The organism is Nitrobacter sp. JJSN (assembly GCF_051912485.1).
GTDB lineage: Bacteria > Pseudomonadota > Alphaproteobacteria > Rhizobiales > Xanthobacteraceae > Nitrobacter.
This window is the reverse complement of sequence record NZ_CP196822.1, coordinates 476,416-500,266: the sequence shown is the minus strand read 5'-3', so window position 1 is coordinate 500,266 and position 23,851 is coordinate 476,416. Positions and strand designations below refer to the sequence as shown.

General features: G+C 58.9%; 26 protein-coding genes and 2 pseudogenes. 12 read left to right on the top strand and 16 right to left on the bottom strand.

Annotated features, from left to right (window positions below):
* Positions 1 to 5: 5 nt before the first annotated feature.
* Positions 6 to 224, bottom strand: a complete 219-nt coding sequence (locus ACSZOQ_RS02535) for a DUF1656 domain-containing protein (protein WP_439924505.1) — start codon at positions 222 to 224, stop codon at positions 6 to 8.
* Entirely contained in the window at positions 221 to 2,200 is a 1,980-nt protein-coding gene (locus ACSZOQ_RS02530) for an FUSC family protein (RefSeq protein WP_439924504.1), read from the bottom strand. Before ACSZOQ_RS02530 ends, ACSZOQ_RS02535 begins: the two co-directional genes overlap by 4 nt.
* Before the next feature lie 83 nt (positions 2,201 to 2,283).
* Here ACSZOQ_RS02530 and ACSZOQ_RS02525 point away from each other — a divergent pair.
* Both ACSZOQ_RS02525 and ACSZOQ_RS02520 read left to right on the top strand, forming a co-directional pair.
* Positions 2,284 to 2,635 (top strand): annotated as a pseudogene (locus ACSZOQ_RS02525) (IS1 family transposase); the annotation flags it as partial.
* Positions 2,636 to 3,229: 594 nt separating this feature from the next.
* The gene (locus ACSZOQ_RS02520) at positions 3,230 to 4,264 is read left to right on the top strand and encodes an IS110 family transposase (RefSeq protein ID WP_439925929.1); all 1,035 of its coding nucleotides are present in this window, start codon (positions 3,230 to 3,232) and stop codon (positions 4,262 to 4,264) included.
* Positions 4,265 to 4,540: 276 nt separating this feature from the next.
* Here ACSZOQ_RS02520 and ACSZOQ_RS02515 read toward each other — a convergent pair whose 3' ends face one another.
* The 5 genes from ACSZOQ_RS02515 to ACSZOQ_RS02495 form a co-directional block, all read right to left on the bottom strand.
* Positions 4,541 to 4,765, bottom strand: a complete 225-nt coding sequence (locus ACSZOQ_RS02515; RefSeq protein ID WP_439924503.1) for a hypothetical protein — start codon at positions 4,763 to 4,765, stop codon at positions 4,541 to 4,543.
* 236 nt (positions 4,766 to 5,001) lie between these two features.
* Positions 5,002 to 6,207: an NAD(P)/FAD-dependent oxidoreductase gene (locus tag ACSZOQ_RS02510; RefSeq protein ID WP_439924502.1), complete on the bottom strand. Its 1,206-nt coding sequence runs from the start codon at positions 6,205 to 6,207 to the stop codon at positions 5,002 to 5,004.
* 3 nt (positions 6,208 to 6,210) lie between these two features.
* Positions 6,211 to 8,211 carry a LodA/GoxA family CTQ-dependent oxidase gene (locus ACSZOQ_RS02505; protein ID WP_439924501.1) on the bottom strand — a complete coding sequence of 667 codons (2,001 nt, stop codon included), beginning with the start codon at positions 8,209 to 8,211 and terminating at the stop codon, positions 6,211 to 6,213.
* A gap of 129 nt (positions 8,212 to 8,340) precedes the next feature.
* Positions 8,341 to 8,631: a twin-arginine translocation signal domain-containing protein gene (locus ACSZOQ_RS02500; RefSeq protein ID WP_439924500.1), complete on the bottom strand. Its 291-nt coding sequence runs from the start codon at positions 8,629 to 8,631 to the stop codon at positions 8,341 to 8,343.
* Positions 8,632 to 8,719: 88 nt separating this feature from the next.
* Complete coding sequence (locus ACSZOQ_RS02495) at positions 8,720 to 9,013, bottom strand: hypothetical protein (protein ID WP_439924499.1); 294 nt, start codon at positions 9,011 to 9,013, stop codon at positions 8,720 to 8,722.
* A gap of 433 nt (positions 9,014 to 9,446) precedes the next feature.
* Between ACSZOQ_RS02495 and ACSZOQ_RS02490 the strand changes: the two genes are divergently transcribed.
* The gene (locus ACSZOQ_RS02490; protein ID WP_439924498.1) at positions 9,447 to 10,118 is read left to right on the top strand and encodes a DedA family protein; all 672 of its coding nucleotides are present in this window, start codon (positions 9,447 to 9,449) and stop codon (positions 10,116 to 10,118) included.
* A gap of 180 nt (positions 10,119 to 10,298) precedes the next feature.
* On the opposite strand, the gene ACSZOQ_RS02485 is transcribed toward ACSZOQ_RS02490, so the two are convergent.
* Complete coding sequence (locus ACSZOQ_RS02485) at positions 10,299 to 10,796, bottom strand: integrase core domain-containing protein (RefSeq protein ID WP_439924497.1); 498 nt, start codon at positions 10,794 to 10,796, stop codon at positions 10,299 to 10,301.
* 847 nt (positions 10,797 to 11,643) lie between these two features.
* Positions 11,644 to 12,009, bottom strand: a complete 366-nt coding sequence (locus ACSZOQ_RS02480; RefSeq protein WP_439924496.1) for a PRC-barrel domain-containing protein — start codon at positions 12,007 to 12,009, stop codon at positions 11,644 to 11,646.
* 132 nt (positions 12,010 to 12,141) lie between these two features.
* Between ACSZOQ_RS02480 and ACSZOQ_RS02475 the strand changes: the two genes are divergently transcribed.
* The gene (locus ACSZOQ_RS02475) at positions 12,142 to 13,221 is read left to right on the top strand and encodes an IS5 family transposase (RefSeq protein ID WP_439922928.1); all 1,080 of its coding nucleotides are present in this window, start codon (positions 12,142 to 12,144) and stop codon (positions 13,219 to 13,221) included.
* 274 nt (positions 13,222 to 13,495) lie between these two features.
* Positions 13,496 to 13,705 (top strand): hypothetical protein, encoded by a 210-nt coding sequence (locus ACSZOQ_RS02470; protein ID WP_439924495.1) that lies wholly within the window; start codon positions 13,496 to 13,498, stop codon positions 13,703 to 13,705.
* Positions 13,706 to 14,329: 624 nt separating this feature from the next.
* Here the strand turns inward: ACSZOQ_RS02470 and ACSZOQ_RS02465 are convergent.
* The 3 genes from ACSZOQ_RS02465 to ACSZOQ_RS02455 form a co-directional block, all read right to left on the bottom strand.
* Positions 14,330 to 15,547 carry a hypothetical protein gene (locus ACSZOQ_RS02465; RefSeq protein WP_439926173.1) on the bottom strand — a complete coding sequence of 406 codons (1,218 nt, stop codon included), beginning with the start codon at positions 15,545 to 15,547 and terminating at the stop codon, positions 14,330 to 14,332.
* 33 nt (positions 15,548 to 15,580) lie between these two features.
* Entirely contained in the window at positions 15,581 to 15,934 is a 354-nt protein-coding gene (locus ACSZOQ_RS02460) for a hypothetical protein (protein WP_439924494.1), read from the bottom strand.
* Between the two features lie 590 nt (positions 15,935 to 16,524).
* Complete coding sequence (locus ACSZOQ_RS02455) at positions 16,525 to 16,977, bottom strand: integrase core domain-containing protein (protein ID WP_439924493.1); 453 nt, start codon at positions 16,975 to 16,977, stop codon at positions 16,525 to 16,527.
* Between the two features lie 85 nt (positions 16,978 to 17,062).
* Here ACSZOQ_RS02455 and ACSZOQ_RS02450 point away from each other — a divergent pair, with 85 nt between their 5' ends.
* The 4 genes from ACSZOQ_RS02450 to ACSZOQ_RS02435 all read left to right on the top strand — a co-directional run bounded on the left by ACSZOQ_RS02450 (position 17,063) and on the right by ACSZOQ_RS02435 (position 19,133).
* Positions 17,063 to 17,197 carry a hypothetical protein gene (locus ACSZOQ_RS02450; protein ID WP_439924492.1) on the top strand — a complete coding sequence of 45 codons (135 nt, stop codon included), beginning with the start codon at positions 17,063 to 17,065 and terminating at the stop codon, positions 17,195 to 17,197.
* 36 nt (positions 17,198 to 17,233) lie between these two features.
* Entirely contained in the window at positions 17,234 to 17,401 is a 168-nt protein-coding gene (locus tag ACSZOQ_RS02445) for a hypothetical protein (RefSeq protein ID WP_439924491.1), read from the top strand.
* Positions 17,402 to 17,779: 378 nt separating this feature from the next.
* On the top strand, positions 17,780 to 18,271 hold the full coding sequence (locus ACSZOQ_RS02440; protein ID WP_439924490.1) for a hypothetical protein: 492 nt from the start codon (positions 17,780 to 17,782) through the stop codon (positions 18,269 to 18,271).
* A 181-nt stretch (positions 18,272 to 18,452) separates the two neighbouring features.
* Positions 18,453 to 19,133 carry a DUF2270 domain-containing protein gene (locus tag ACSZOQ_RS02435; protein WP_439924489.1) on the top strand — a complete coding sequence of 227 codons (681 nt, stop codon included), beginning with the start codon at positions 18,453 to 18,455 and terminating at the stop codon, positions 19,131 to 19,133.
* 78 nt (positions 19,134 to 19,211) lie between these two features.
* On the opposite strand, the gene ACSZOQ_RS02430 is transcribed toward ACSZOQ_RS02435, so the two are convergent.
* The gene (locus ACSZOQ_RS02430; protein ID WP_439925927.1) at positions 19,212 to 20,042 is read right to left on the bottom strand and encodes a sulfite exporter TauE/SafE family protein; all 831 of its coding nucleotides are present in this window, start codon (positions 20,040 to 20,042) and stop codon (positions 19,212 to 19,214) included.
* Positions 20,043 to 20,167: 125 nt separating this feature from the next.
* Positions 20,168 to 20,281, bottom strand: coding sequence for a KUP/HAK/KT family potassium transporter (locus ACSZOQ_RS02425; protein ID WP_439924488.1), 114 nt, complete (start codon positions 20,279 to 20,281; stop codon positions 20,168 to 20,170).
* Positions 20,282 to 20,761: 480 nt separating this feature from the next.
* Here ACSZOQ_RS02425 and ACSZOQ_RS02420 point away from each other — a divergent pair, with 480 nt between their 5' ends.
* The 3 genes and pseudogenes from ACSZOQ_RS02420 to ACSZOQ_RS02410 form a co-directional block, all read left to right on the top strand.
* Positions 20,762 to 21,046 carry a DUF3489 domain-containing protein gene (locus ACSZOQ_RS02420; RefSeq protein WP_439925925.1) on the top strand — a complete coding sequence of 95 codons (285 nt, stop codon included), beginning with the start codon at positions 20,762 to 20,764 and terminating at the stop codon, positions 21,044 to 21,046.
* A gap of 3 nt (positions 21,047 to 21,049) precedes the next feature.
* Entirely contained in the window at positions 21,050 to 21,550 is a 501-nt protein-coding gene (locus ACSZOQ_RS02415; protein ID WP_439924466.1) for a DUF2924 domain-containing protein, read from the top strand.
* Positions 21,550 to 22,065 (top strand): annotated as a pseudogene (locus tag ACSZOQ_RS02410) (recombinase family protein); the annotation flags it as partial. The gene ACSZOQ_RS02415 and the pseudogene ACSZOQ_RS02410, both read left to right, overlap by 1 nt.
* On the opposite strand, the gene ACSZOQ_RS02405 reads toward ACSZOQ_RS02410, so the two are convergent.
* Both ACSZOQ_RS02405 and ald read right to left on the bottom strand, forming a co-directional pair.
* Entirely contained in the window at positions 22,062 to 22,241 is a 180-nt protein-coding gene (locus tag ACSZOQ_RS02405; protein ID WP_439924487.1) for an integrase core domain-containing protein, read from the bottom strand. The pseudogene ACSZOQ_RS02410 and the gene ACSZOQ_RS02405 sit on opposite strands and share 4 nt — an antisense overlap.
* Before the next feature lie 208 nt (positions 22,242 to 22,449).
* The gene (gene ald, locus ACSZOQ_RS02400; RefSeq protein ID WP_439924486.1) at positions 22,450 to 23,565 is read right to left on the bottom strand and encodes an alanine dehydrogenase; all 1,116 of its coding nucleotides are present in this window, start codon (positions 23,563 to 23,565) and stop codon (positions 22,450 to 22,452) included.
* Positions 23,566 to 23,851 lie beyond the last annotated feature (286 nt).

The following is a 23,851-nucleotide window of genomic DNA, read 5'->3' as shown; positions in this document are numbered from 1 at the left end:
GTTTCCTAAACGTAGATCCTGAGCGAACCGAACAATGCAACCGTGATCGACAACACAATGAGGAAGACAGAGAATTCGAAAAGAGCCGGGTGCCAGATCCGCCGCAACCAGCCAAGTCGAACCGCCAGCCAGCGCAGTACCATGGTAATGGCGAAGGCAAGCGCCATCAGCGGCATGAACGGCGAGACAAGAACGCCAAAAATATCAATTTCAACGAAGCTCATGACCGACTTTCGAAATATCCGCTGTGGCGGTTGACCGCATCTTCGATCGCGAGTAGCGCAGATCTCGCCCGCAACCTCCAGCGCGCACTCGGAACGGTATCAGGAACGGCCGACATGTCGTCGTCCAGGTCGTCCAAGGCATGCCGCAACATAGTCAGGTCGCCGTGGGCGAGACTTTCCCGGATCGCGGTGAGCCTCGCGGAAGTTTGCCCATGCCTGGTCAGGTGGCTGAGGCGGATGACCTGTATTCCGACAGACAAGGTCGTGACCAGGAGGGACCGCTGGACCGGCTCCGCCGCTTCCGGCATGTCGATCATCCGCGCGTAAATTCGATCTTGCCATTCTCGCAGGGTCCAGGTGCGCTTGCCCGCAGCCAGACGCCTGAGATCGCGAATTGACAGGTCCACCAACCGCTGCGACCGGATCCGCAGCGGCAAATGCGGAATAAGGAGCAATGCGAGACCGCCTGCTGCGCAGCCCGCAAGCAGGCCGAGCGCAGTGTTCATATAGGCCGCTACGTCAAAGGTCATAAGGTTTGTCGGCGAGAGCATCGGGACGAAATTGAGCGAGGCGGGGATGAAGAAGGGTGCAAGGCGCGGGATGCTGGACAGCGCCCCAAGCGGCACAAGGCCGATGGCTATCATCAGCGCGAAGGCCCCAAATGTCTCCTTGTTGACGAGAAGACCGAACTTGATGAAGGAGACAACGACAGCGGCAATGAGCGTTCCGCCCCCCTGCCCCAACGCGGCTCCAATGGACCGATCTTGCATCGGCGAGATCACCATGATGGTGATGGCGGTGAACATCACGGCCTGCGGACCATTGGGCCATGCCGTGATTATCCAAAAGAGAACGACAGCACCCACACCGAGGAAGACACGCAAGGCATTGATCATCGCGGGCAGATAGTCGGCGACAACCAGTTTGGGCCCCCGCGCAACGGGATGAGCTCGAGCCGGATCATCGATTAAAGCAAGACCATTGGCCGCGGTCGCGAGGCCCGAGGCGACGTCGGCGGCACCGTCGGCCGTCAGGCGCAAGGACGGGTCGTCCTCGGTTTCCAGGCCGACGAGGTTTCGAACGAGCCCAAGATTGCCATCGTGATCCAACGCCGATTGTGCGGTCTGGGAGTTACCCGGCGTGGCGGCGCGCCAATCATCTGGCAGCTTGCTGGATACTATGTGGGCGTTCCGCACAGCCTCTGCTTCCGGAAGATTCCGCAGATGCGTCTCCACTATCCGCGCGCCTGACAGGGCCTCAAACAGGCCGTCGATTGCGGCTCGAAGGACCGACCGCCTTTGCAGCAACTCTGGCGATTCACCAGCGGCCTGGTCGATGATTGGATCAAGAGCCGCTGTCCTTCCGATTAGCGCGCGGCGGACGTTTGCGCCTTCCATGCCCTGACGAGCCCCGCCGGCGAGCACGCTGGCGAGATGGAGCGCCGTTTCCATGATAAGCCGAGACAATAAATTCGATAGCCGCTTCGGAGCATTCCCGAGGTCAGTCAGACCTACAACCAATGTGCCCGCGACGATCCCGACACAAATCTCGGATGCCCGGTTGATGGCTATTTCGAAAACCTGGTCAGGCGCCGCGATCGAGGTACCCGCTATGATGATCAACGTATAGCCGGCCAGCATGGCGGCGTATGCGGCAAAATTCCGGAGCAATGTGGAAACAAACGAGCATGCCGCCGCCCAGACAAGCATCCCAAACAAAAAACCGAATCTGTCCTGGGGGAACACCGCGGTGAGCAGTACGGTAGCGACCGCTCCAAAGGCCGTTCCCACCAGCCGGAACGCGCCCTTTAAAAGCGTGGATCCTACGACCGGCTGGCAAACGATGGCTGCCGTCGTGCCCGCCCACGATGGGGTATCAAGCTGAAGATAGAACGCGACAAACAGAGCAAGCGACACGGCGGCCGTCATTTGCACGCCGTAGAGAAAAGGTCGAATAGCTGCGACGATCAGCTTCATAAATCATTTCCTCAAGCGCGCCGCCGGCGAATACTATCACGTCCCGGCGCGTGCCATAGCAACCTCTCCAATCGGTAGTGGGTTCCGCAATCGACGCTGATACGAAGCTTATTCTGTCATGGTACGTTGGAAGCTGCGAGTGACGCTGCGATTATTTTCATGGATGATCTGGCCTCCCACCTCGCCAATCGCGTGCAGCTTACCAGCGAGGGCCACAAGGCCAATCTGGAGACCGTTGAAGGTGCGTTCGCCGGCGATATCGACTATGCGTTGTTGGTCAAGATTTACGGCCCGTCCTCCGAAAGTGCCAAGGGCCGCTATAGCCCCGCCGAATGTACTGGCATTCGCAAGATAAGGACCGAAGGCAACCCGGATATTGATCATGTCTCGACTTCCTATGGGGAGCGCAGCAATCTTAGCGTTCGGATGCACATGTGCCTGTCGTAAATCAAATCCGAATATATTGGTGATGCAGCCCGCCCAGGACCGGACGGCAAAAAATGTGTCCGGCCCGCTCAACGTTGCGCGAGACCGGTGAATCCTTCTCCAAGGATAGATGCGTGCGAGCCTCGTTGTAATAATCCATATACGACAGCAGCACGTGACGGAGATGCCGCTCGCCGAACACAACAACGTGGAAGGCATTCCCGTCGGATGGAACCGATCAGTCGTTCAGCATATGCGTTTTGTCATGGGGAACGTGGCGACGTCGGTCAATCGCGAATACCCATGGATCGAAGTCTTCGGATGAAAACCTCGCCATAGGCTCCATCGCGATCGCGGATCAGATAGCAGGGAGTCTGGTCCCAGCCACACGCTTGCGTGATCCATTCGGCGGTCGGATGCGCGGTAACGCCAAACCATAAAACCTGTCGTCGACCATGCCCCATGATTAACAAGCCATAGAGAGATGAGGTAATCGGCCGGCCAGCTTGTGGATAGCTGAAGATTTTGGGTGCTGCGCTTCAGGCTGATGGTGAAAACGAGGTCCGTGGTTACGGCCTCAAGCATCAGAAGGAGAAGCGCAGCATGGACCATTTTGCCGGACTGGACATTTCAGTCAAGGAAACGAGCGTCTGCATTGTGGATGACACAGGCGGGATCGTGCGGGAAGTGAAGGTAGCGAGCGAACCCGGAGCTCTGCTGGAAGTGCTGACGAACCCTACCTATCACTTCAAGCGGATTGGACTGGAAGCCGGTCCGTTGTCGCAATGGCTTTTCAGCGCTCTTGCCGAAGCGAGCTTACCGGTGATCTGTGTCGAGACGCGGCACATGAGGGCGGTGTTGAAGGCGCAGATCAACAAGACGGACCGCAACGATGCCCGCGGCATCGCTCAGATGATGCGGGCGGGGCTTTACCGCCCGGTGCATGTGAAGACGTTACGCAGCCAGAAACTGCGAATGCTGCTGACCCATCGCAAGCTGCTTCAGTCAAAGGCCATCGCCATCGAGAACGACCTGCGCGCCACCTTGCGCAACTTCGGTCTCAAGATGGGCGTGGTAGGAACAGTGAAGTTCGAGGTCCGCATCAAGGAGCTTGTTGCGGACCTTCCCGACCTGGCCGTTCTGGTTGAACCGCTGCTGATTGTCCGGCGGGTGCTTCGCGAACAGATCGGCATTCTGCACCGTCGCTTGCTGGCCATCGTCCGGGACGATGAGGTGTGCCGGCGCCTGATGACGATCCCCGGTGTCGGTCCTGTGGTTGCGCTGACCTATCGTGTCACCGTCGATGTGCCCGCCCGTTTCAGGAACTCCAAGGCGGTCGGGGCGGTATTTGGACTGACACCACCTCCTAAGCATCAATCAGGCGAGAGCGACCGAACCGGCGGGATATCACGGTGCGGAGACGAGATGATGCGGATGATGCTCTACGAAGCGGCCCAGATCATGCTGGTGCGTTCAGCGAAATGGTCCTGGCTCAAGGCCTGGGCGATGAAGATCGCCAGGCACCGAGGGATGAAAAAGGCGATCGTAGCGCTGGCGCGTCGGTTGGCCGTGATCATGCACCGCATATGGGTTGACGGCACCGAGTTCCGCTGGACCCGGGAAGTTGCTGCCGCATGAGAGCCGTGCACGATCAAATGCAATAGGAGGAAACCCGAGCTCCACCGAGCGGTGGAATGATGTCCCTCTCGGGACGATGGATGAGGTGAGTTCGTCGCCCTGCTTGGACCTGTCGTTCGTCTGACGGCAAGGCCGCCATAGAGATTGTTCCCCCTCGTCCTCGAATCCCATGTTGGAAGGGCCTCGGAGCCGATTCCGAAGAGAAGCACGAGCCCGTGAGCGACATCAACGCTGTCGTCGTGGATAGTCTGAAAGCGCTTGACCTTGAGCGGCCGATTAGAGAAGCAAGCGAAATGAGATCGTCGGTACGACGAACAGATCCATCGCCGCGATGCCGTCGGCATGATTGCGGAGGAACGTCTTCCAGCCCTGGGACGGCGGGCCTCTCCGCCTGGTGTATGGACCGGCCGTGCGGTGCAAGCCGGATGTGACGATCTGGAGATGATGATCTCGCGCATCTGTATTCGGCCCGTTGAAGGGAGTGTTTTGCTCCCTGGCCATCATGGATATCCGCGCGCATCCGATCTCATTCGCTACAAGGCCCTGAAAGGCCGTAAGTATATCAAGATCACGGATGCGACGGTGAGACCGTTTCTCCATCTCCTCAATCCAACTCGCAGACCTCGGTAGGAATCTTCCGGCTATCGTTGCCGTCGACGTTAGCGCTCCATCTTGAACATTCCCTCTATGGTTTCAGTCATGCTCGATTACGCCGCTGCCGGTTCGACGGCAGGAGACTATCCGGTCGCTTCATTCGCCAACTGCCGCCGACGTTGCCAGAACGGCTGATCCGACCAGCGGGGCTGGATGCCATAGTAGAAATCTCGTTGCGACAAGTACGCTTGCCAGAGTTGGCGCTGTTGCTCGTCGTATTGATGGACGTACGCATTGCGGCTGTCCAATCCCGCCGTGCCCTGCGGACAGTCTGTCAACGCGTAATGGATCATGTGTCCGGCGTGGCTGGCCGTCCTGAGCGCCTTGTCGATGCCTTGCGACGACAGCGGATCATAGGCTTGCGCCGCATCGCCCACCGCCATCCAAGCGTCACCGCAGAAGTCTCGCAATCGTTGGCTGTTGGCTGGTGCGCCTCGGATTGTCCCGCAAGGGTGATAGCCCTCAGCTCTGAGCAATGGCGCGATATGCGTTGAGTTGTCCAGCAACTGCTCGAAGCCCTGCCGACACGCAGCCATCTTTGCTGCCGGCAGGTCCTTGTCGGTGTGCAAAACCACCAATCGCCTGGTTTCATTGCCGTCAGTGCTTGGCAAACGGTTGCTATACCACCAGCCGTGTGGCGCGGCCTCGATCCGGGTATAGCGGTCATCATCGCCCTCGGCGCAGGAAAACCATTGCGCATAGGCGAACAACCGGTCGTCATTGTCGACGGTCGGGACACCGAGAGACCTTGCCACGGCTGCCTGCCGCCCGGAACAGTCGACAAGATAACGGGCACGATCCTGCCGCATCCCCGCGCCCGAGATGAGCGTCAGCTGCCAATTGAAAGAACCGTCAGCGATGCGCGCGCAAGATTGGAAGCTGACACCCTTGAGCAAGGTCGCACCGGCTGCAACCGCATTCGTGCGCAGGGCTTCATCGAAAGCCAGTCGGTCGACGCACAGACCGTGGCCGGTCGACGTGAAGAAAAAGTCCGTGGTATCGGCCTGCTCGGTCGCCCATAGCGAGACATTGCCGGCGGTACTGAAAAGGCCGGGAAGCTGCTGCTCCGGCCCTTCAGGGTCTTCCAGGAAGTGTTTGACCAGACCGATCGAGGTTGGCGGCAAGGACTCGCCCAGCTTGAAGCTGGAGGATCCGCGTTTCTCCACCAACAGCACACGCTGGCCGTACTTCGCCAGCGTGATAGCGGTTGCGGCGCCCGCAGGTCCGGAGCCGACAATGACGACGTCCCATGTTGTACTGGTCCGGTCGCGCGTCGGCGGCGATGGCACGAGCTATTTGCTCTTGGCGGGCGGCCGGTTCAGCGCCGAATCGCGCTCCTGTTCCGCAAACACGATCTGGCCGTTGTCTTTGAGGTAGCTGCCGTCCTCGTTCTTGACCGGCAGCACCATCCCCAGTTTTGGCCAGGCATAGGCCATCTGGTGGTAGCCATCGGTGGACGATAGCGGTTCGCCGTGTTCATCGTATCCGCGGAACCATTCCTTGTAGGTTCGGGTCCCGTTCTTCTTGTCGTATTCGAAAACGATATCCGGCCGCTGTGTCGGCCACCATAAAACATCGCACGACCAGAAGTCGCCCTGCCACGGGCTCGACATATAGGCAGCGACCGAGCCAGGCTCGATGCCTTTGTTGACGCGAAACGCCTCGGCGAAATTTTCCCGATAAATGATCAGATACGGGAATTCGATGCCGGGGTGGAAACCGCCGCCGATCGTGGGCTCAAGCGCCGAGCTGTCCAGCGCATGCGGCTGCTCAGCCAGCGGCAACGCCTCAAGGGCGACGGGCTTTGGTGGAACACCGACTTCGAAGTTGCCGTCGGCCCATTCCTTCAAGCGATTGAGTTGCCAGTCGGTCAGGCTCAGGAATTGATCCGGGAGATTGTTGCCCAATTGCTTATTCTGCGCCGGCTTGCCCCCCGTGCCCCACAGCTTGGGCATCTTGAAGTCTTCCTCGTCGCGCTTGAATTCGTCGTTTTTCCAGCTGGTCGGGCGCTCCGGCGGCGGCGGCATCAGCGAATCGACCAACCGTCCGCGCTTTCCGGGCGCATGCCGCATCAGGGCATAGATCATCTGACGTATCGCGTTGCTGTTCTCGCTAGAATCGGTGAAAGCGGCCATGTGCTCGTCGCTGAGCAAGTTGCCCGGCTGCTTCGGACCATGGGCGCGATCCTTGGTTTCAGGCTTAACCCCCGCCGCTGCGGCGTTCACCCAACTGTAGTTAACCGCCTTGGCGAAGATCGGATAGACGTCGCGGTAGAAATTCGTCTTCTTCCCAGTGTAAGGGTAGGACTCAGGAAAAGCCTCGTAAACGCGATCCAGAATGGACACCACATGATACATGTGGGGTGAAAACTTCGGTGGCGCGGTGACGATCCATGCCCCCGCACGCGGATTCCGCGTACCCTCATCCGTCGCGGATGTCACGTTGTCGCGTGTACTCAAGACAGTACCGTCCTTGAGCGCGACCGTGACGTCGATTTCACCACCGCAGGTGTCGTCCCACCACCCCGGAATGTTGAAATAGGCAAACTGGTTCGTCAGCGGATTTTTGCCGCCCTCCGGACCGTTCGGAGGGGTCATTGTTTCACTCGGGTTCGACAACACCACTTTGGGTGTCGTGACGCTTTCGCCTTTTCCCGGCGCTGGAACGAACAGCAGGCGGTCCTTGGAATCGAGGCGAAGCTGCCCGAGTTCGATATCCTTGGCGGCTTTATAAGTGACCTCAACTTCTTTCGAAGGATCCTTCGGCGTGAAACCCTCGAAACGCAATTCGCCCGGCAACGTCCCTTTCTCAATGCCCCCGAAGACGTCACCCTTCATGACGACCGGTCCGGCCTGCCCGGAGGCGATCGTATGCACACCGGGATCGATGATTAGCTTGTCACGTTCGATCGGCTTCTTACCGGGCTGGATGGACGGGTTTCGCAACTTGTCCGGGTCAAACAGATACGCGCCCTCAAACGCGTAATTCGCCGCTTTCATGTTCCTGACATGAACCCGCCAGCGAATGGATTGGACCAGGCCCGACTCCGACGTGAGTTCCGCGACGACCTTATCATCGGCATCGTAGGCATACACCCGATACCGCTGCGCCTGGCGTTTCAACCGCGCCCCGCTGTCGCGGTAGGTTCCACCGTTTGGCCCGGGGCCATTGCTGCCACCCGGATCGACCACAACCCCGGGCGCTTCGGGGCCAATGTAAAATTGGTCGCTGTTCCCCAGGCGCGCAATGCCGATACCGGGGTGGATGCGAATGCTTTTTATTTTCTCGGCCACTGCTCATCACCTCCAGGAACTGTTGTTACCAATTCGGCGCTGAAAGAGCACCAGAACCATCAATATCCAAGTGGTCTCACGCTAGAGAGATCGAATGATCTCCTGACGGAAGGAGCCCCGCGGGGTTTGTCAGAAAGAGGCCTCAACGATCTTCCAGTCCAGCAAGTCTGGGGAGACGACCGTATACCGGTTACCAAAATGTTCGATGGTGGCGCGGGTTCGTCCGCCGGATTGCGTATGATCCCCTACCGAGAATCCACCGCCGAAGCTGGCTTTGATCGATTTCTCGATGTCCGAAGGGGATTCTGGGGCTGATGCCTTGTTGGCTTTCTTGCCGGTCGCGGCGCTGGCGATGCCCGGCAGCAACAGGATAGAGGCCGTTGCGCATCCCTTAACGAAATCTCTGCGCTGGATGTCCATATTTCCATCTCCCCCTTGGTTCTGCGCATCTGTTAAAAGATCATTCAAAATTAAGTTGAGCGATTTGTTCGTGCTTCGGGATTGAGAGTTACGACAGAAACACAAGAGTTGGTAGACTAACCACCAGTTTAAATATGGTCGAGGCGGCTATGTTATGCAAGCGATCCGACCGAGGGCGTGGAGTGTGACGGCCTGCCGCAGGCGCATTTCGTTTCGCTATTTTCTGCACGACCTCTTTCGCGATGAGCATGTCATTGTCGCGACCAAGTTGCTCCTGCAGCCGGGCAAGGCATCTTTCATATTGACAGTAGGGTTTCTTGCTCCCGAGCGACGGAGGAAAAAATCCGACGACGTCGCGCGGTCTCTTGAGCGCCAGACGCACTTTGTGACGCCCCGGCGAGAGACTTTTAAATCTTCGATATTAGCGACGACGGTTGCAACCCAGAGCAGCCTGAAAGCCCGACGACGAAATGGATTCCAGATCGAAGAGACTACGAGCGGCCGTGCGTCATGCCGATGTTTGCCGCGCGTCATCCGCGAACTTTAACTTGGGTAGGGACCGCCTCCATGCTGCCCCGTCATTGTGCACCACCTTTGATAGATCGGCGCGTCGCACCAATTCTGCGATACCCACGACAAGGTTTTCCGGCCGAACCGGCGGGCATCCGAAGGACGATATGTCGGGCACTAAATGTTTTTTTGCGCAGTTAAGGCCACTTAATTGGGTAATAAGCCGTTAGCCCTGCGGCCGCCTCAGCTGCTCGCGCCAAGTGATTTAGCTTAACGGGTTTTAAATGAGGAGCGGTGCGCAAATCGTGTCCGTTATCGACGCTCACGTCATTCAAGAACTCGTGACAAGCTACGGCTATCTTGCCGTGTTCACGATTGTGTTATTGGAAAGTGCGGGGCTCCCCCTGCCAGGCGAGACGGCGCTCATTGCTGCCGCGGTGTACGCCGGCACGCTCCACACAATGGATATTCGTTTTATTATCGTTGCAGCCGCGCTCGGCGCAATCCTGGGGGACAATCTTGGCTTTTGGGTCGGTCGACGATTCGGTCGCAAAATCCTGGTGAAATACGGTCACTACATAGGAATCGATCAACAAAAGCTTGATCTCGCAGAATATCTCTATCTGCGGCATGGCGGCAAAATCGTATTTTTCGGCCGCTTCGTTGCGCTTTTGCGTGCGCTGGCTGCTATTTTCGCGGGCGCGAGTCATTTCCCGCCTCTGAGATTTTTCATCTACAATGCCGCCGGCGGAATTGTTTGGGCAACCTTATTCGGCTCAGGCGGATATTTCTTAGGGCAAGGCATGCGCCGCGCCGCTGGGCCCCTGGGGTGGATAGTGCTCGCGATCGCGTTTTTTGGCGGATTGGCCCTTTGGCGCTATTTCAAAAATAACGAAGATCGACTGTTTGATGACGCAAAGCGCGCACTTGAAAGCCGCAACCGATCCGGGGCGAATATTCAGAAAGCGCGACATTAGGAGGATCGGATGGCACTGCGTCCATCCGCAGTATCCAGTAGCAAGCGACATTCTCAGGTTTAGCTGTGCCTGTCGCAAATCAAATCCGAATATATTGGTGATGCAGCCCGCCGAGGATTGAAAGGCGAAGAATACGCCCTGCTTCTCTGAACCGTGCGCGATAGGTGTGCCTACCGCAAATCAAACCCGGGTATATTGATGGTGCAGTCCGCCCAGAATCGGACGACAGCTAATGCGTCCGGCTGTCTCGGCGACGCGTGACATCGGTGCGTCCTTGTTTAATGACAAATGGGTGCGCGTGCCGTTGTAGTAACTCATGTACGAGAGCAGCACGTGGCGCAGATGGCGTTCGCCTAATACCACGATATGATCAACGCATTCCTTGCGGATCGATCCGATCAGCCGTTCGGCGTATGCGTTTTGCCAGGGTGAGCGAGGAGATGTCGGACGATCTCGAATGCCGATGGATCGAACCCGGCGTATGAATATTTCGCCGTATGCGCCATCGCGATCCCGGATCAGGTAACGAGGGATTTGCTCCCAGCCACACGCCTCCGTCAGTTGATTGGCGATCCATTCGGCCGTCGGTTGCGCGGTGACCCCAAACCACAGGATTTTCCGCCGGCCATGGCCCATGATCAGCAATCCATAGAGCAGCCGGAATGAGATTGTCGGCACGACAAAAAGTCCATAGCCGCGATACCGTCAGCATGGTTACGAAGGAAGGTGTTCCAACCCTGCGACGGAGGAGCCCTCTTCCGCGCCATATACTTGGCCCCGCTAGTCTGGCCAATCTCGATGCCCAGCTTGAGAAGCTCGCCATGGATCCGCGGCGCTCCCCACAGCGGGTTGGCGGTGCTCATCTCGCGGATCAGCCGGCGAATTTCTAACGGTACGGCCGGTCGACCGTAGCGATGCCTCGATTTCCAGCGCCAATACGATCTGAAACCAGCGCGATGCCAGCGGATCACGGTGTCCGGTCGGACGATCGCCAGTACATCATACATTTTTGGAAACAGTCCGCAGATACCTCCCAATATCAGACGGTCAATCGAGATGAAGGGAGGCCTCCTGGAACGGGTTCGCCGCAGCACATTGATTTGTTGCCTCAAGACTAGAACTTCTGCCTCAAGCGCTACTCGCGACCGCAGCAGGTCCATCACCATTCCAAAGATCAGCCTGCACAAATCCAACATCGGGCAGCAGCATCGCCCAATTCTCGATCAACCGCCAGCCGGATTGAGTTTGCGACAGGGACAGGTTTTCGAACGATGAGGTTTCGTTCGGAGTGATGTGCGCCGTCGAAGATTGGTTGACCGCCTTGCAAGGTGTGGAGCGTAGCCACGTCGTGGAATGCTTGTACGAGCTTGCTGAGCGAATTCAACGCTCCGAGCCCACACAATCACCTGACCTCGGGTAAAGTCGGGATCGCGAACGTTTTCGCGTGATATCAGGACGATTGAAGGCACGACACAAAAAAGAGCCGCGCGGTTAAATTGTCGTGCGGCCCTTGCGACCCGCCCCGTCAACTCAGGCCACGGTTTTGACCCGGCCTGTCTACCTCACTCCATCCGAAGCGATTTAACTCGAACGTATCATCGTTGTAGTAGTCGTCCAGTTCTGCACGTCGGACCGACCAGTCATAGAGGTAGCCGCCAAGATTGGAGTCGTATCTGAGCACTTTCCAGGAAACCGGATAATGTTCGTTGCCGATTCCAAGAAATTCGCCGAAGCCCAGCACGGCGTAGGCAATTTCCCCGCTGGTCTTGTCAACCATGACGCGTTCGATGGAACCTATCTTCTTGTTCTCAGCGCCATAGATAGCTTTCCCTGACTCTTTATCGCTGGCGATCAGGTGACCCGTAGGACGCGTTTCGAGGTCGTTATTCATGGAGGCACTCCTCCCTTGCAACTGGCGTTCTCATCACCGATGGATACCTAGCAGGGCGCTGAAAAACGGTCTCGCGTTTGGATCGATTTGATGATTCCGTTGTTGCGGGCGAGACGACGGGGGTGATTTGCGATGCGAGGCGGGGAAGAGCGATCGGACGGGATGTTCAGCTATGTTCGGCTGGAGAATCGCGTTGCGAAGGATCATCCGCTGCGGCCGATCCGTGCACTGGTCGATGAGGTTCTGGCCGGGATGAGTACCCGGTTCGCCGCGCTTTATTCGCATACCGGTCGTCCCTCGATCCCGCCGGAGCAATTGCTGAAGGCGCTGCTGCTGCAGGCGTTCTTTTCGGTGCGGTCGGAGCGGCAACTGATGGAGCAGCTCGACTATAATCTGCTGTTCCGCTGGTTCGTCGGATTGTCGATGGATGCGTCGGTTTGGGACGCCACGACGTTTACGAAGAATCGTGACCGGCTGCTTCAAGGCGACGTGGCGCGCGAGTTCCTGGCGGCGGTTCTGTCGCAGCCGCGGGTGAAGCGGCTTCTGTCGAACGACCACTTCAGCGTCGACGGCACGTTGATTGAGGCCTGGGCGTCGATGAAGAGCGTGCGGCCGAAAGACGATGGCGCGCCACCCCCATCCGGTGATGGCGGCCGCAACGTCGAGGTAAACTTCAGGGGCGAGAGGCGCACCAACGATACGCACGCCTCGACGACGGACCCTTCGGCGAAGCTCTACAAGAAAAGCCCCGGCGTCGGGGCCGCGCTGTGCTTCATGGGACATGCCCTGATGGAGAACCGCAACGGGCTGATCGTCGACGCCGTGCTGACGCCGGTCGATGGCCATGCCGAGCGCGCCGCTGCGCTGATCATGGTCGAACCGTTGGCGGACCGCCCGACGCGCATCACGCTCGGCGCGGACAAGGGCTACGACGCCGGCGACTTCGTCAACGAACTGCGCTCCATGAATGTGACGCCACACGTCGCGGCGAAGGAGAAGCATTCCACCATCGACAGCCGCACCACCTGTCATGCCGGGTACAGGACGAGTTTGCGGATCAGAAAGCGGATCGAGGAGGCGTTCGGCTGGATCAAGACCGTCGCTGGTCAGCGCAAGACAAAATTCCGCGGCGTGGATCGCGTCGGATGGGCCTTCACGCTGGCTGTCGCCGCCTACAACCTCATCCGCATCCCGAAACTGATCTTCTCATGATGACCAACGCATCGTCCCCGACGCGTGCGGAAAACCAGACGGTGCCAATGGTCGGACGTCGATGCGATTGGCGACAGCAAGAGCCCTATGCAAGTTGTTCAGCAGCCTGCTAGAGCCGCGCGGTGACAGGGACTAACGTTCGGAGTCGAGATTGGTTCACTGCGAAGTGACCCCCGGCTTGATGGAGCGAGGGCCATTTTGGCGCGCTTCGCTACCCTGAAGAGCGGTTGAACGTGCAGTATGCCGCGCGCCGCTCAGAGCGCCGATAGATCGCTTGGCACTTCGCCGAACGCTTTCAACAAAACAGCGTCCGCAAATTCACCGCTACCCGGATTGCGCCGACCATACGCATCACCCTTTGAGGCGAGACAAAGCCATCATCGTCAGCTTGCATACCCAGGTGGAAGTAGAGCAGTTGCGCGCCTTGGCCCATATCAAGGAAAGGGTCGCTATTGATAATGTCGTTCGCGAACATTCTGCGTGAGCGTGCCATATCACGAATTAAAAGCCCCCCACGCGCTTGTTGGCACGCATAGGGGATTATTAATTAACGATAGTATCCAACAAGACACCTTCTAAGGATACCACGGGCACAAGCGGTGCACGCTCGCCGTACACATGCAAGCTAGTGCCTCGTAGCCTCCGCAATGACGTTGACCTCGCTGGTATCAGGAGGGTCGCTGTCGTTGCACTCGCATGGCACCCCGTCGCCGCAGGTGATTTCATTTCTGTAGAGTCGGGCATGATGCGAACCTCCCGTGGTGCACGGCCCCGCGTGGGCTTTGAGGCTGGGGGTGCGGGACCGTGCAGGGCCACGGGCGCCCATGGGCCCATCTATTGGCGCGGTGATTTAGTTCAAGGCCCCACGGCTTATCGCCGTAAGGCGGGATAGGCTGTAAAACGCCGTATACCGCGCCAGGACGAACGGAAATGCTCGAAACGACAAAGGCCCCGTTTGGGGCCTTTCCTGTGCCTGAGCGCCGTTTAGCAGGCTGTTGAAGAAGTGTCCCGTCTGGCTTTCGGGATGGCTTGATCGCCGTTGTGATAGGCGAATGTGATCTGGATCGAGCCGCCGTCGAGCAGTTTGGCGTGGCCGTGGGACGGCGGGTCATGCTGGCACCGCCATGAGCTTCGGCAGTCGCACCAGATTGTAAGCGGCGGCTGCGAAGGTGAAGGCCCATCCAACGCGGGCGCGGCCGCGGCTGGCTGACGGCATAAGCAAATCAAAATGGTTGGTGAAGTGCCCGACCCGGCTTCTTCCAAGGTCATCGGCGTCGGTGAAGGTAAAGCTCTTCATCTCGATGAGGATGCGCTCGTCCTGAATGAGCAGGTGGCCGTCCTCAACCGCGGTGCGCAGGGCGTTGAGTATGGAATACTTGGTCGCGCCGTTGGTTTCCCAGCCGAGCTCGCCGCTTCCCAGCGGTTGGTCGCTGAGGCGGTCAAGCGGGACCTGTCGGTAGATCAGGCTCGCGTCATAGATCATCTTGAGCGTCGTAAGGCACGACCCGCCGCTCTCGCTGTTCTTCTCAGGGGCGATCAGGCAGGAACCGAACAAGTCAGCCTGCCGTTTAAGCTCATACGCGAACTGGTCGGCCGGGATGCGATTGTTCGCATACGACCCGACTTGCCGCGCCGGTATCGTCGAGAAGTCTATGAGGACCGAGGTGCTATGGTCATTGCCGTTGCCTTTGCCGGTATCAGCCCCGATCGCATAGCGATGCGCGGGATTGTATTCTGCCCACAGCAAAAGGCCGGCTTTCTCGTTCAGCGGCTGGCCGCACTGCGCGACAAGCCGCTCGATCGTCGGGCGGTCAAAGAACGGGGAACCGGCCGCGACTGGGTCCAGGAGCATTTCCACCTCGTAGACGCGCCGGGCTCCCGCGTTGAGCTCGCGCCTTTTTCTTTCAAGCGATATCTTGCGTTTGCCCGGGTCCGCGATATCAGCGTTAACAGCGGCGGCGTCAGCATCAGTTTTGACGTATTTGTCGGGCCAGGCCGGCTCTCCCTGCCGGTTGGTGATTGGAACGAAGCGCGCCCGTCCGCCCGAGCCATCCACGGCTTTGCGCACGTATCCCATGACTCCCGCTTCGAGTATGAAATTGCCGAGGGTAAGCGACACCCCGTGGCCGGCCATGCCGCCTTTTGCCTCGTCCAGAAGCCGGATGATCTTCTCGGTGATGGCTGGACTGTCCGCCGTGACGGCGTTTTCGAGGTCGTCCCTGAGGATGAAGTCAGGGCGATGCTGCTGGTAGAGGCGCCCGCGCATCGGCGTCAGGGCCGTATGCGCCTCGACGCGGATGCGGTTGTTCGTCACGAAGTTCGACACCCTCTTGAGCGTGGCCTCGTCCTTTGTGCGCGTCTAGTTGTAGAGCTGGCCGAAGTCGGCGATTAGAAGGTCGTTGGTCTGGAGCTCGGTCACCACGTCGAACAGGATGCTCTCGGCGTTCTGCTTGTCGTAGCAGTCGACGTTGACGTAGAGCCGCTCGCCCCAGTGGCTCACGTCCTCGCCCTGCTTGCGCAGCGCATCGATGACCTGCTTGCGGGCGATGATCCATGCGAGGCCCATCTTGGCTATCGAGGCCTTGGCGCTCTCGCGGAACGCGATCCACGTCGCGTCCTTGACGCGGCCGTACACCAGGCCCTCGAAGTCTTCAAAGAAGCCGTCGTGATACGGGGCGATCGGGTAGAGGATGAGGCGCGGTTCTCGTCGCAAGTCTTCCTACAGGAGAGCGTCGTGCAGAATGGGGGCGCCGTGGGCGCCGAACTCAACGAGGCCCAGCCCGACAATCATGCAGAGGGCGAGGGCGGCGAAACTGATAGCGAGGGCGAGGCCACGTGTCAGTAGGTCATAATTAGGCTTTAAACGTTGGAACTAAGCTGCCTGTTGCCGGTTCACTGTCGGTATAACGTTACTAGGGGTCCGACATGGACACTACAACGCTCATCATCATCATTGTGATCGTGCTTCTCGTTGGTGGCGGCTTCTATGGCCGTGGACGCTGGTTCTGATCGGCGAAGCGTTATCCGAGCAAGTGCGCTAAGAAAGTTACGGTTGCATCGCTCTGCTGGGTTAGGTCGTCTTGGCGACACTCCCATTTGTCGAGCAAGTCACGCTCGCGTTTATTCCACCAGCGGTTATTCATCGCCTCGGGTATAGGTCTTGCTATGTTTCTTATCGCCAACAGCACATCAGCGAGGCGAACTGGAAGGTCATAGTCACAAGCTGGGTCTGATGGATGCTTGAACTCCCATGCCCGCTGATTATTCACCTTGATGCACGCGGCGCGGATGGCTTCGAGTTGTTCATTTCGCATATTGTTTTTGTCTAGGTCGATAATTGGCTCGAAAGTCGTTTGAGTAAATGCCACCGTGAATACGAGCGCCGCCACGGGCGTAGGTGTCACTCTTGCGATGGCATCCCTCACAAAGCGTTATGCCGTTTAGAACTTCATAGGCCAGCTTAGGAAAGTAGGCCAAAGGTAGGTCGTGGTCGGCCTGCAGTCTGCTCAGCACGTGACAAAGATGCCGCTCGCCGAACACAGCAACGTGGTCAAGGCACTCCCGCCGGATCGAACCGATCAGCCGTTCAGCATATGCGTTTTGCCATGGCGAGCGCGGCGACGTCGGTCGATCACGAATGCCCATGGATCGAACTCTTCGAATAAAGACTTCGCCATAGGCCCCGTCCCGGTCGCGCATCAGATAGCGAGGGGCTGCTTCCAGCCGCACGCTTGCGTGATCTGATTTGCGATCCATTCTGCGGTCGGATGCGCGGTAACGCCAAACCATAAAACCTGTCGTCGACCATGCCCCATGATTAACAAGCCATAGGGCAAGCGAAATGAGATCGTCGGTACGAGCCGGAATACCGGAGGCGGAGATTCAGGCATTGGTCGATAGTCATTGGGAGGCCGCTGCGGCCGAGATCGAGGCCGGCAATTGCGAGCGGCTGGCAGCGAAGCACAAGACCGAATAGAAGACCCCGCCGGAGCGCTTCCGTCGGAGATCTTCAATGAACGAACGTGAAGCCTTGATCCACATCCGAACACTGATAAAGGCGCGCGAGCGAGAAGGCTCCGCCGCCTCAACGAAAGCCAAAGTTGAAAGTGGCCAAGAAGTAGCTGCGGCACAGCGGGATTTGATGAGTGAAGATCGCACAACGCCGCGCAGCGAAGTATAATCGCGATGCGTCGAATGCGATCCACTGTGCGATGACAAGACGCTGGGATGGGCCAAGTAGTGGCGTGACCGATCTATCTCGGCGCGGTCAACAGCGCAGTCAGCAACCTCGCGGTTTGTCAGCGGCGGTCCGCCGCCGCGCGCCGCACATCCCGCCATATCGGCTTCGGTCGGGCCGGATGGACCGCAGCCGGTCAAAAGCAGAAGAACGACGATTGCGAGAAGCTTCCGCCGACATCGTTTCGCCGCCTCTATCTGTGTCTTCGACGCCCCTGCGGCCCCGGCAGCGGTTTTCGCCGACGGCCCGAAACTAAATTCAGCCAAAGGTGTTGGGTATACTGAGTACTGCAGATCGAGGCTCGCTCCATGGAGGCTTCTGATGTGCGATTACAGCTTGCAGCACGTTGCGTCCCGTCCCGCCGCCGCCGGCCAGCGGCTGGTGACGACCCGGTTCCCCACATCGATGACGCGCGGTTTCACCGAAGTCGGTGAGCCCGCCGTCGTGATTTGCCTACTTCCGGGGACGGAAATTGCGTTCGACCGCGAGGTCAAGGCCGAGCCGAACTTTCCCTTGATGCCGAAGCGTCGGATCGGCGAGCGGGCGGCGCGTTTCCGCCAAGTCGCGCTCGACAACCCAACCGCGCATCATGACGCGCTCGAATTCGCCAACGGCGAGATCGTGCTGCTCACCCGTCTGGTCTTAGGCCAGATCGCCACCGTGCTGCAGCTTCCGCACAGCGCCGTGCGCGCGACGGCGGCGGCCGAGCCGGGCACCGCGCACGACGATCCCGGTACGCATCGCACAGATGCGCACGTCGAGAGCCCCATGGGAATCCACTTTCGGACTCGTCCGTCGCGTTCAATCCGCTAGGTCAGGATATTGCGGTGCACCCCGCTATTCTTGGACCTGATGCTGCTGGTAATTCAGGCTCAGGGCAAGCATAGTTGCGGCATCACAATTCCGGATGGATTCATCGGCGTCGATGATGTGGACTCTCCCGGTCAACGCCGGTGATTTGCGGAAATGTTGTTCGGACAACCGGAGTCCCGCCATGTCTGTTATGGTTTCCAGCGAATCAACCCCTCGACACACCTTCAATTCCACCGAAATGGGCGTCATCGCGCATCTGTACCGCGGCGAAGTCTATCGCTCGACGATCTGGCGAACGCGGCTCGACAACACGACCAATTGGTCGATCGTCACGATGGGCATCGCGCTGTCGACGACCTTTTCGAGCCCGGAGGCGTCACCCCTGCCCCTTGTGCTGGTAGGACTGCTGCTTGCCGTGTTTCTCGGCATGGAGGCGCGGCGCTATCGCTATTTCAATGTCTGGCGCGCCCGGGCTCGCTGGCTGGAGATGAATTTCTATGTACCAATATTCACCGGTGAAGCGCGCGACGATAGCTGGCAGGTAATTCTCGCACGCGACTACACGGCACCGCACCATCACATTTCGTTTGTCCGCGCGGCTGGGCGGCGTTTGCGTCGCAACTACGTCTGGATTTTCGCCATCCAGGCAATCGCCTATTACGGCAAGATAGCCATCCATCCGACCTCTGCGGCGACCCTGGCCGAATATTCCGATCGCGCCGCCGTCGGACCGATTCCCGGCTGGATCGTTCTGATGACAGGCTTTGCCTACTATTTCGGCTGGCTGACGCTCGCGCTCGGCACGATGTGGCTCGACCAACGCCAGCACGACGCCAAGGGCGACAAGGTGGCGATGGGTTAAGCAGGAGATGGGGCGTCTGCCCAACCCCGCCATGGTCGGGTGATCGACTTGACGCCAAAGCGTCCACAAACGTGCTTGTCAGTGAGCGGCGCTGCGGGTGATCGCTGTGACAATCCAGGACGACGAATTGAGCTCATGGGATGCGAGGTTGCCGGCAACCACGATCAGCGTTGCAGCGAGCACCAGTCGTAACGCCGTTTCCGGTACGCGGTGCGCACAATAGCTGCCAAGTAAAATGCCGGGCATGGAGCCCATCAGCAGCACGCCCATGAGGTGCCAGTCGATCGCGCCCGTCGCCCAGTGTCCGATGCCCGCGACCAGCGTCAACGGCACCGCGTGCGCGATGTCGGAGGCGACAATGCGCGCCATCGGCAGCAGCGGGTAAAGCAGCAGAAGCATGGTGACGCCCACCGCGCCGGCCCCGACCGAAGAAATCGAGACCAGCACGCCAAGCACAACGCCTACCAGCACGGTCACGCGGGCAGTGGTGCGGGGGTCGACCTGCTGCAAACGAGAGCGATAGCGCTGCATGATTGCGGTGCGGAAGATCAGCGACGCTGCGGTGAGCAGGAGCGCAAAACAGAGCACCAGGTTGACCAGGCTGCGCGAGGATTCGCCGCTCAGATCAAGCTGCCACAGAACAACGAGCGTCAGGATGCTTGCCGGGATGCTGCCGCCAGCAAGTCGGAACACAGCCGGCCAGTGGATGCTCCCCGCCCAGCCGTGCGCCACGCTGCCACCAGTCTTGGTGGCAGCGGCGTAGAGGAGATCGGTGCCGACCGCGGTCGGCGGATGGATGCCGAACAACAGGATCAGCAACGGAGTCATCAGTGAGCCACCGCCCATACCCGTCATGCCAACCAGAAGGCCGACGCCGAAGCCCGAAACCACATAGAGGGGATCGATCATGAGCATGTACACATTCTCAGCGAGGAGAGCGTGCGCTCTGGTCGGCTGAACGCTGCTTCAGGATACGGCTATCTCCCACTTGGACCCGCCCGGGTGGTCCAGTGTTCCTGCCATCCGTGCGGACACTATATCTCGACTTCGAGACCGACCTCTACGACCTGGGTGGGCGGAACCTCGAAATACGCGGCCGGGAGATTGGCGTTGAGGTGCATCAGGGCGAACAGGGTGTGAATCGGCATAGGGGTCAGATCGCTGCAGGTTCCGGCAGTAACGCCATAAAAGACAATCAAAAAAGCCGATCGGAGTGGGTCACGATCGGCGCCGATCGTGACCCCACTCCTTACTTGCCACAAGGAGTTACCGCTGTAGCTTCAAAGGGCTTTGTTCAGCGCTGGTTTACATCCGAGAACTTTCACACCCGGCGCCGCAACAAGATTGCTCAGAAAGGACTGGCTTTGCTGCGGCAACGGAGCGTTAGTGTGGTTGGCATGGCGAGCGAATAGGCTCGTCAGGATCTTGCCCCGCCGGCTTTTGGCCACTGCGGGGCCGCAGTGGTGGGGCGCGATGGATCCCCCGCAACGACGGAGGTCCTCATGACGAAAGCCAAAGCAAAGCAACGAGCCACGGCCAGACAACCCGCCTCAAAATTCGCTGCTACCCGATCCGTTAAAGCCAAACACGTTGGCCCCAAGACAAGAAGGCCAGCGGTATCGAAGGTATTGCCGGCTACCGACGCATCCGCCGTACCAACCAAAGCATCAGGCGCTCGCGCCGATTCCAAGCAAGCGAGGGTGCTCACTCTGCTGCGATCGACAAATGGCTGCACGATCGAAGCCATCGTCAAGGCGACAGGTTGGCAGCCGCATTCGGTGCGTGGGTTCTTCGCCGGTGTCGTTCGCAAGAAACTGAAGCTCGATCTTGATTCCGAGCGCGTCGATGAGGTCCGACGCTATCGCATCAAGCCTTCAACGAAGGGGATCAGCAAATCGGCCAAGGCCGCCTAAGCGATGGCTCCTCGAAGACAATCACGTCGCATAATGGATGCGGCCCCTCTTGAGATCGAGATTGCGCGTCTGGCTGATCTTGATCTCAAAGCCCTTCGCCTCCGATGGCAGGCTGTGACGGGGCGCTCGGCGCCCGTTCACCTGCCGAAGCACCTGCTGTTCGCAATGCTCGCTTATCGCATCCAGGCCGATGCCTTCGGCGATCTCGACGTCGGAATGGTGCAGATATTGAAAGCTGCCGTTGTATCAGGTGGATCGGCTACGATTACCAAACTGACCGACAAGCTTGATCAACGCAACCAGGAGTTCGCGCCGGGCGCCATCCTGACCCGCGAATGGGATGGACGGGATCATCGGGTGATGGTGCTGGCCGATGGCTTTGCCTTTGAGGGTAAAACCTATGACAGCCTGTCCAAGGTCGCCTTTGCCATCACCGGGACCAAATGGAATGGGCCGCGGTTCTTTGGCCTGCGGACAGCAACGGGGTCTACGGGGCCACAATAATGACGTCGGTTGGCAAATCCGTCCGCTGTGCGATCTATACCCGCGTCTCGACCGATGCCGGGCTCGATCAGGAATTCAACTCGCTCAACGCCCAGTATGATGCTTCTGAGGCCTATATCCGCAGCCAGGCGCATGCGGGCTGGACGCTGATCAAGACGCGCTATGACGATGGCGGGTTCTCGGGCGGATCAACCGACCGCCCTGCCCTTCAAAAGTTGCTCGATGATATCAGGGCCCGCAAGATCAATGTCATTGTCGTCTATAAGGTCGACCGCCTGACACGGTCTCTGGCCGACTTTGCCCAGCTGGTTGAACTGTTCGATGCTCATGGCGTGTCCTTCGTGTCGGTGACCCAGCAGTTCAATACGACGACATCCATGGGCCGCTTGACCCTGAATGTTCTCTTGTCCTTCGCCCAGTTCGAACGCCAGGTCACAGCCGAGCGCATCCGCGACAAGATCGCCGCCTCCAAGCGCAAGGGCTTGTGGGTCGGAGGTATGGTTCCGCTCGGTTATGCTTGGCGTCGATCATTATAGTAGTTCATGTAAGACAGCAGCACGTGACGAAGATGCCGCTCGCCGAATACAACAACATGGTCAAGGCATTCCCGCCGGATCGAACCGATCAGCCGTTCAGCATATGCGTTTTGCCATGGCGAGTGCGGCGACGTCGGTCGATCACGAATGCCCATGGATCGAACTCTTCGAATAAAGACTTCGCCATAGGCCTGCCCATTGAACCATCAAACCAGAAGTTACCCCGCGAACTAAGCGTGGAATGGTCCGAGGGGCTTGGTGCTTGGACCCGCACACCATCGTCTAGTTCGATAGATTGTTAGCTTAGTTACGTCCGAACAGGTGTGGATGGCTCCAGTCGGAATGGACTCCGATGGCAGTCCTTCAGTCGAGGAACGCCTCCGCCGGTGTAAACCCAAGTCCGTGCTCCTCCGCCACCGGCTTGCAGGTGATCTTGCCGCCGCAGACATTGAGGCCGTTACGCAAATGGATGTCGTCCTTCAAAGCTTGGCGCCAACCCTTGTCGGCAAGCTGCAACGTGAACGGCAGGGTAGCGTTGTTGAGCGCAAAGGTCGACGTGCGCGCCACCGCTCCCGGCATATTGGCAACGCAATAATGCACCACACCATCGACCACAAAGGTCGGATTGGAATGTGTCGTCGGCCTCGACGTTTCGGCACAGCCGCCCTGGTCGATGGCTATGTCGACGAACACGGAGCCCTGCTTCATCGTCTTTAGCATAGTTCGAGTAATGAGTTTTGGCGCGGAAGCCCCCGGCACGAGCACCGCGCCGATTACGAGATCGGCTTTAGTGACGAGGTCAGCGATTGCAGCGCGTGTCGAGAAGATCGTGCGCACGTGTCCGCCGAACTGCGTCGCCAGTCGCCGCAGAACATCGAGCGATTGGTCGAGGAGCGTAACCTGAGCGCCCATGCCGAGTGCGATCATCGCGGCGTTGGTGCCGGCGATGCCGCCGCCTATGATCAGCACATCTGCCACCGGAGCGCCGGGGACGCCGCCTAGGAGAACACCGCGCCCGCCTGACTCCTTTTCAAGCGCATGGGCGCCGACTTGCGGCGCGAGGCGCCCCGCGACCTCGGACATCGGTGTGAGGAGCGGTAGTCCTCCTGAGGAGGCGGTGACGGTCTCATACGCGATGCATGCGGAGCCGCTAGAGATCAAGTCCTGCGTCTGGACCAAATCGGGCGCGAGATGCAGATAGGCGAACAGGATTTGGCCGCGTCGCAACATCGTGCGCTCGGCAGCCTGCAGTTCCTTCACCTTGACGACCATTTCAGCGCGAGCAAATATTTCCTGCGGTGTATCGACAATTTCAGCCCCGGCATTGGCATATTCATCGTCCATCAGGCCCGACCCGACGCCGGCGGATTTCTCAATAATGACCGTGTGGCCGCGATGCGTGAGCTCGGCAACTGTGGCGGGCGTCAAGCCGACACGAAATTCATTGTCTTTGGTTTCTTTTGGCGCGCCAACTAACATTCTTTGTCACCGGAAATCGCCAACTAGGCGGGCTTCACTTGACTGTCCTCGCCAAAGCTTGCTCCGATGGGAGCATGACCGCTTAGGAAGGCGTACCCATGATATATGGCTTCAGGATTGAATAATAATGCTATGCGTCGGCGTCGGCACCATCTGATCATCGGAAGGCGTTACCCCGAAAGCCAAAGCTGCATCCGCGGATGTCCTTGCGACGCACCGTACCAAGCGCCTCTTGACCGCTGGGCGTGGTGACGTCCGCGTCCAGAACGGTCCTCGCAGGGCATCA

What these genes read in the sequence shown, in the direction of transcription:
- ACSZOQ_RS02535 (WP_439924505.1), bottom strand. Translation starts at nt 224, where the DNA reads ATGAGCTTCGTTGAAATTGATATTTTTGGCGTTCTTGTCTCGCCGTTC.
- ACSZOQ_RS02530 (WP_439924504.1), bottom strand. Translation starts at nt 2,200, where the DNA reads ATGAAGCTGATCGTCGCAGCTATTCGACCTTTTCTCTACGGCGTGCAA.
- ACSZOQ_RS02520 (WP_439925929.1), top strand. Translation starts at nt 3,230, where the DNA reads ATGGACCATTTTGCCGGACTGGACATTTCAGTCAAGGAAACGAGCGTC.
- ACSZOQ_RS02515 (WP_439924503.1), bottom strand. Translation starts at nt 4,765, where the DNA reads ATGGCCAGGGAGCAAAACACTCCCTTCAACGGGCCGAATACAGATGCG.
- ACSZOQ_RS02500 (WP_439924500.1), bottom strand. Translation starts at nt 8,631, where the DNA reads ATGGACATCCAGCGCAGAGATTTCGTTAAGGGATGCGCAACGGCCTCT.
- ACSZOQ_RS02480 (WP_439924496.1), bottom strand. Translation starts at nt 12,009, where the DNA reads ATGAATAACGACCTCGAAACGCGTCCTACGGGTCACCTGATCGCCAGC.
- ACSZOQ_RS02475 (WP_439922928.1), top strand. Translation starts at nt 12,142, where the DNA reads ATGCGAGGCGGGGAAGAGCGATCGGACGGGATGTTCAGCTATGTTCGG.
- ACSZOQ_RS02455 (WP_439924493.1), bottom strand. Translation starts at nt 16,977, where the DNA reads ATGGATCGCAAATCAGATCACGCAAGCGTGCGGCTGGAAGCAGCCCCT.
- ACSZOQ_RS02450 (WP_439924492.1), top strand. Translation starts at nt 17,063, where the DNA reads ATGAGATCGTCGGTACGAGCCGGAATACCGGAGGCGGAGATTCAGGCA.
- ACSZOQ_RS02445 (WP_439924491.1), top strand. Translation starts at nt 17,234, where the DNA reads ATGAACGAACGTGAAGCCTTGATCCACATCCGAACACTGATAAAGGCG.
- ACSZOQ_RS02440 (WP_439924490.1), top strand. Translation starts at nt 17,780, where the DNA reads ATGTGCGATTACAGCTTGCAGCACGTTGCGTCCCGTCCCGCCGCCGCC.
- ACSZOQ_RS02435 (WP_439924489.1), top strand. Translation starts at nt 18,453, where the DNA reads ATGTCTGTTATGGTTTCCAGCGAATCAACCCCTCGACACACCTTCAAT.
- ACSZOQ_RS02430 (WP_439925927.1), bottom strand. Translation starts at nt 20,042, where the DNA reads ATGATCGATCCCCTCTATGTGGTTTCGGGCTTCGGCGTCGGCCTTCTG.
- ACSZOQ_RS02425 (WP_439924488.1), bottom strand. Translation starts at nt 20,281, where the DNA reads ATGCCGATTCACACCCTGTTCGCCCTGATGCACCTCAACGCCAATCTC.
- ACSZOQ_RS02415 (WP_439924466.1), top strand. Translation starts at nt 21,050, where the DNA reads ATGGCTCCTCGAAGACAATCACGTCGCATAATGGATGCGGCCCCTCTT.
- ACSZOQ_RS02405 (WP_439924487.1), bottom strand. Translation starts at nt 22,241, where the DNA reads ATGGGCATTCGTGATCGACCGACGTCGCCGCACTCGCCATGGCAAAAC.
- ald (WP_439924486.1), bottom strand. Translation starts at nt 23,565, where the DNA reads ATGTTAGTTGGCGCGCCAAAAGAAACCAAAGACAATGAATTTCGTGTC.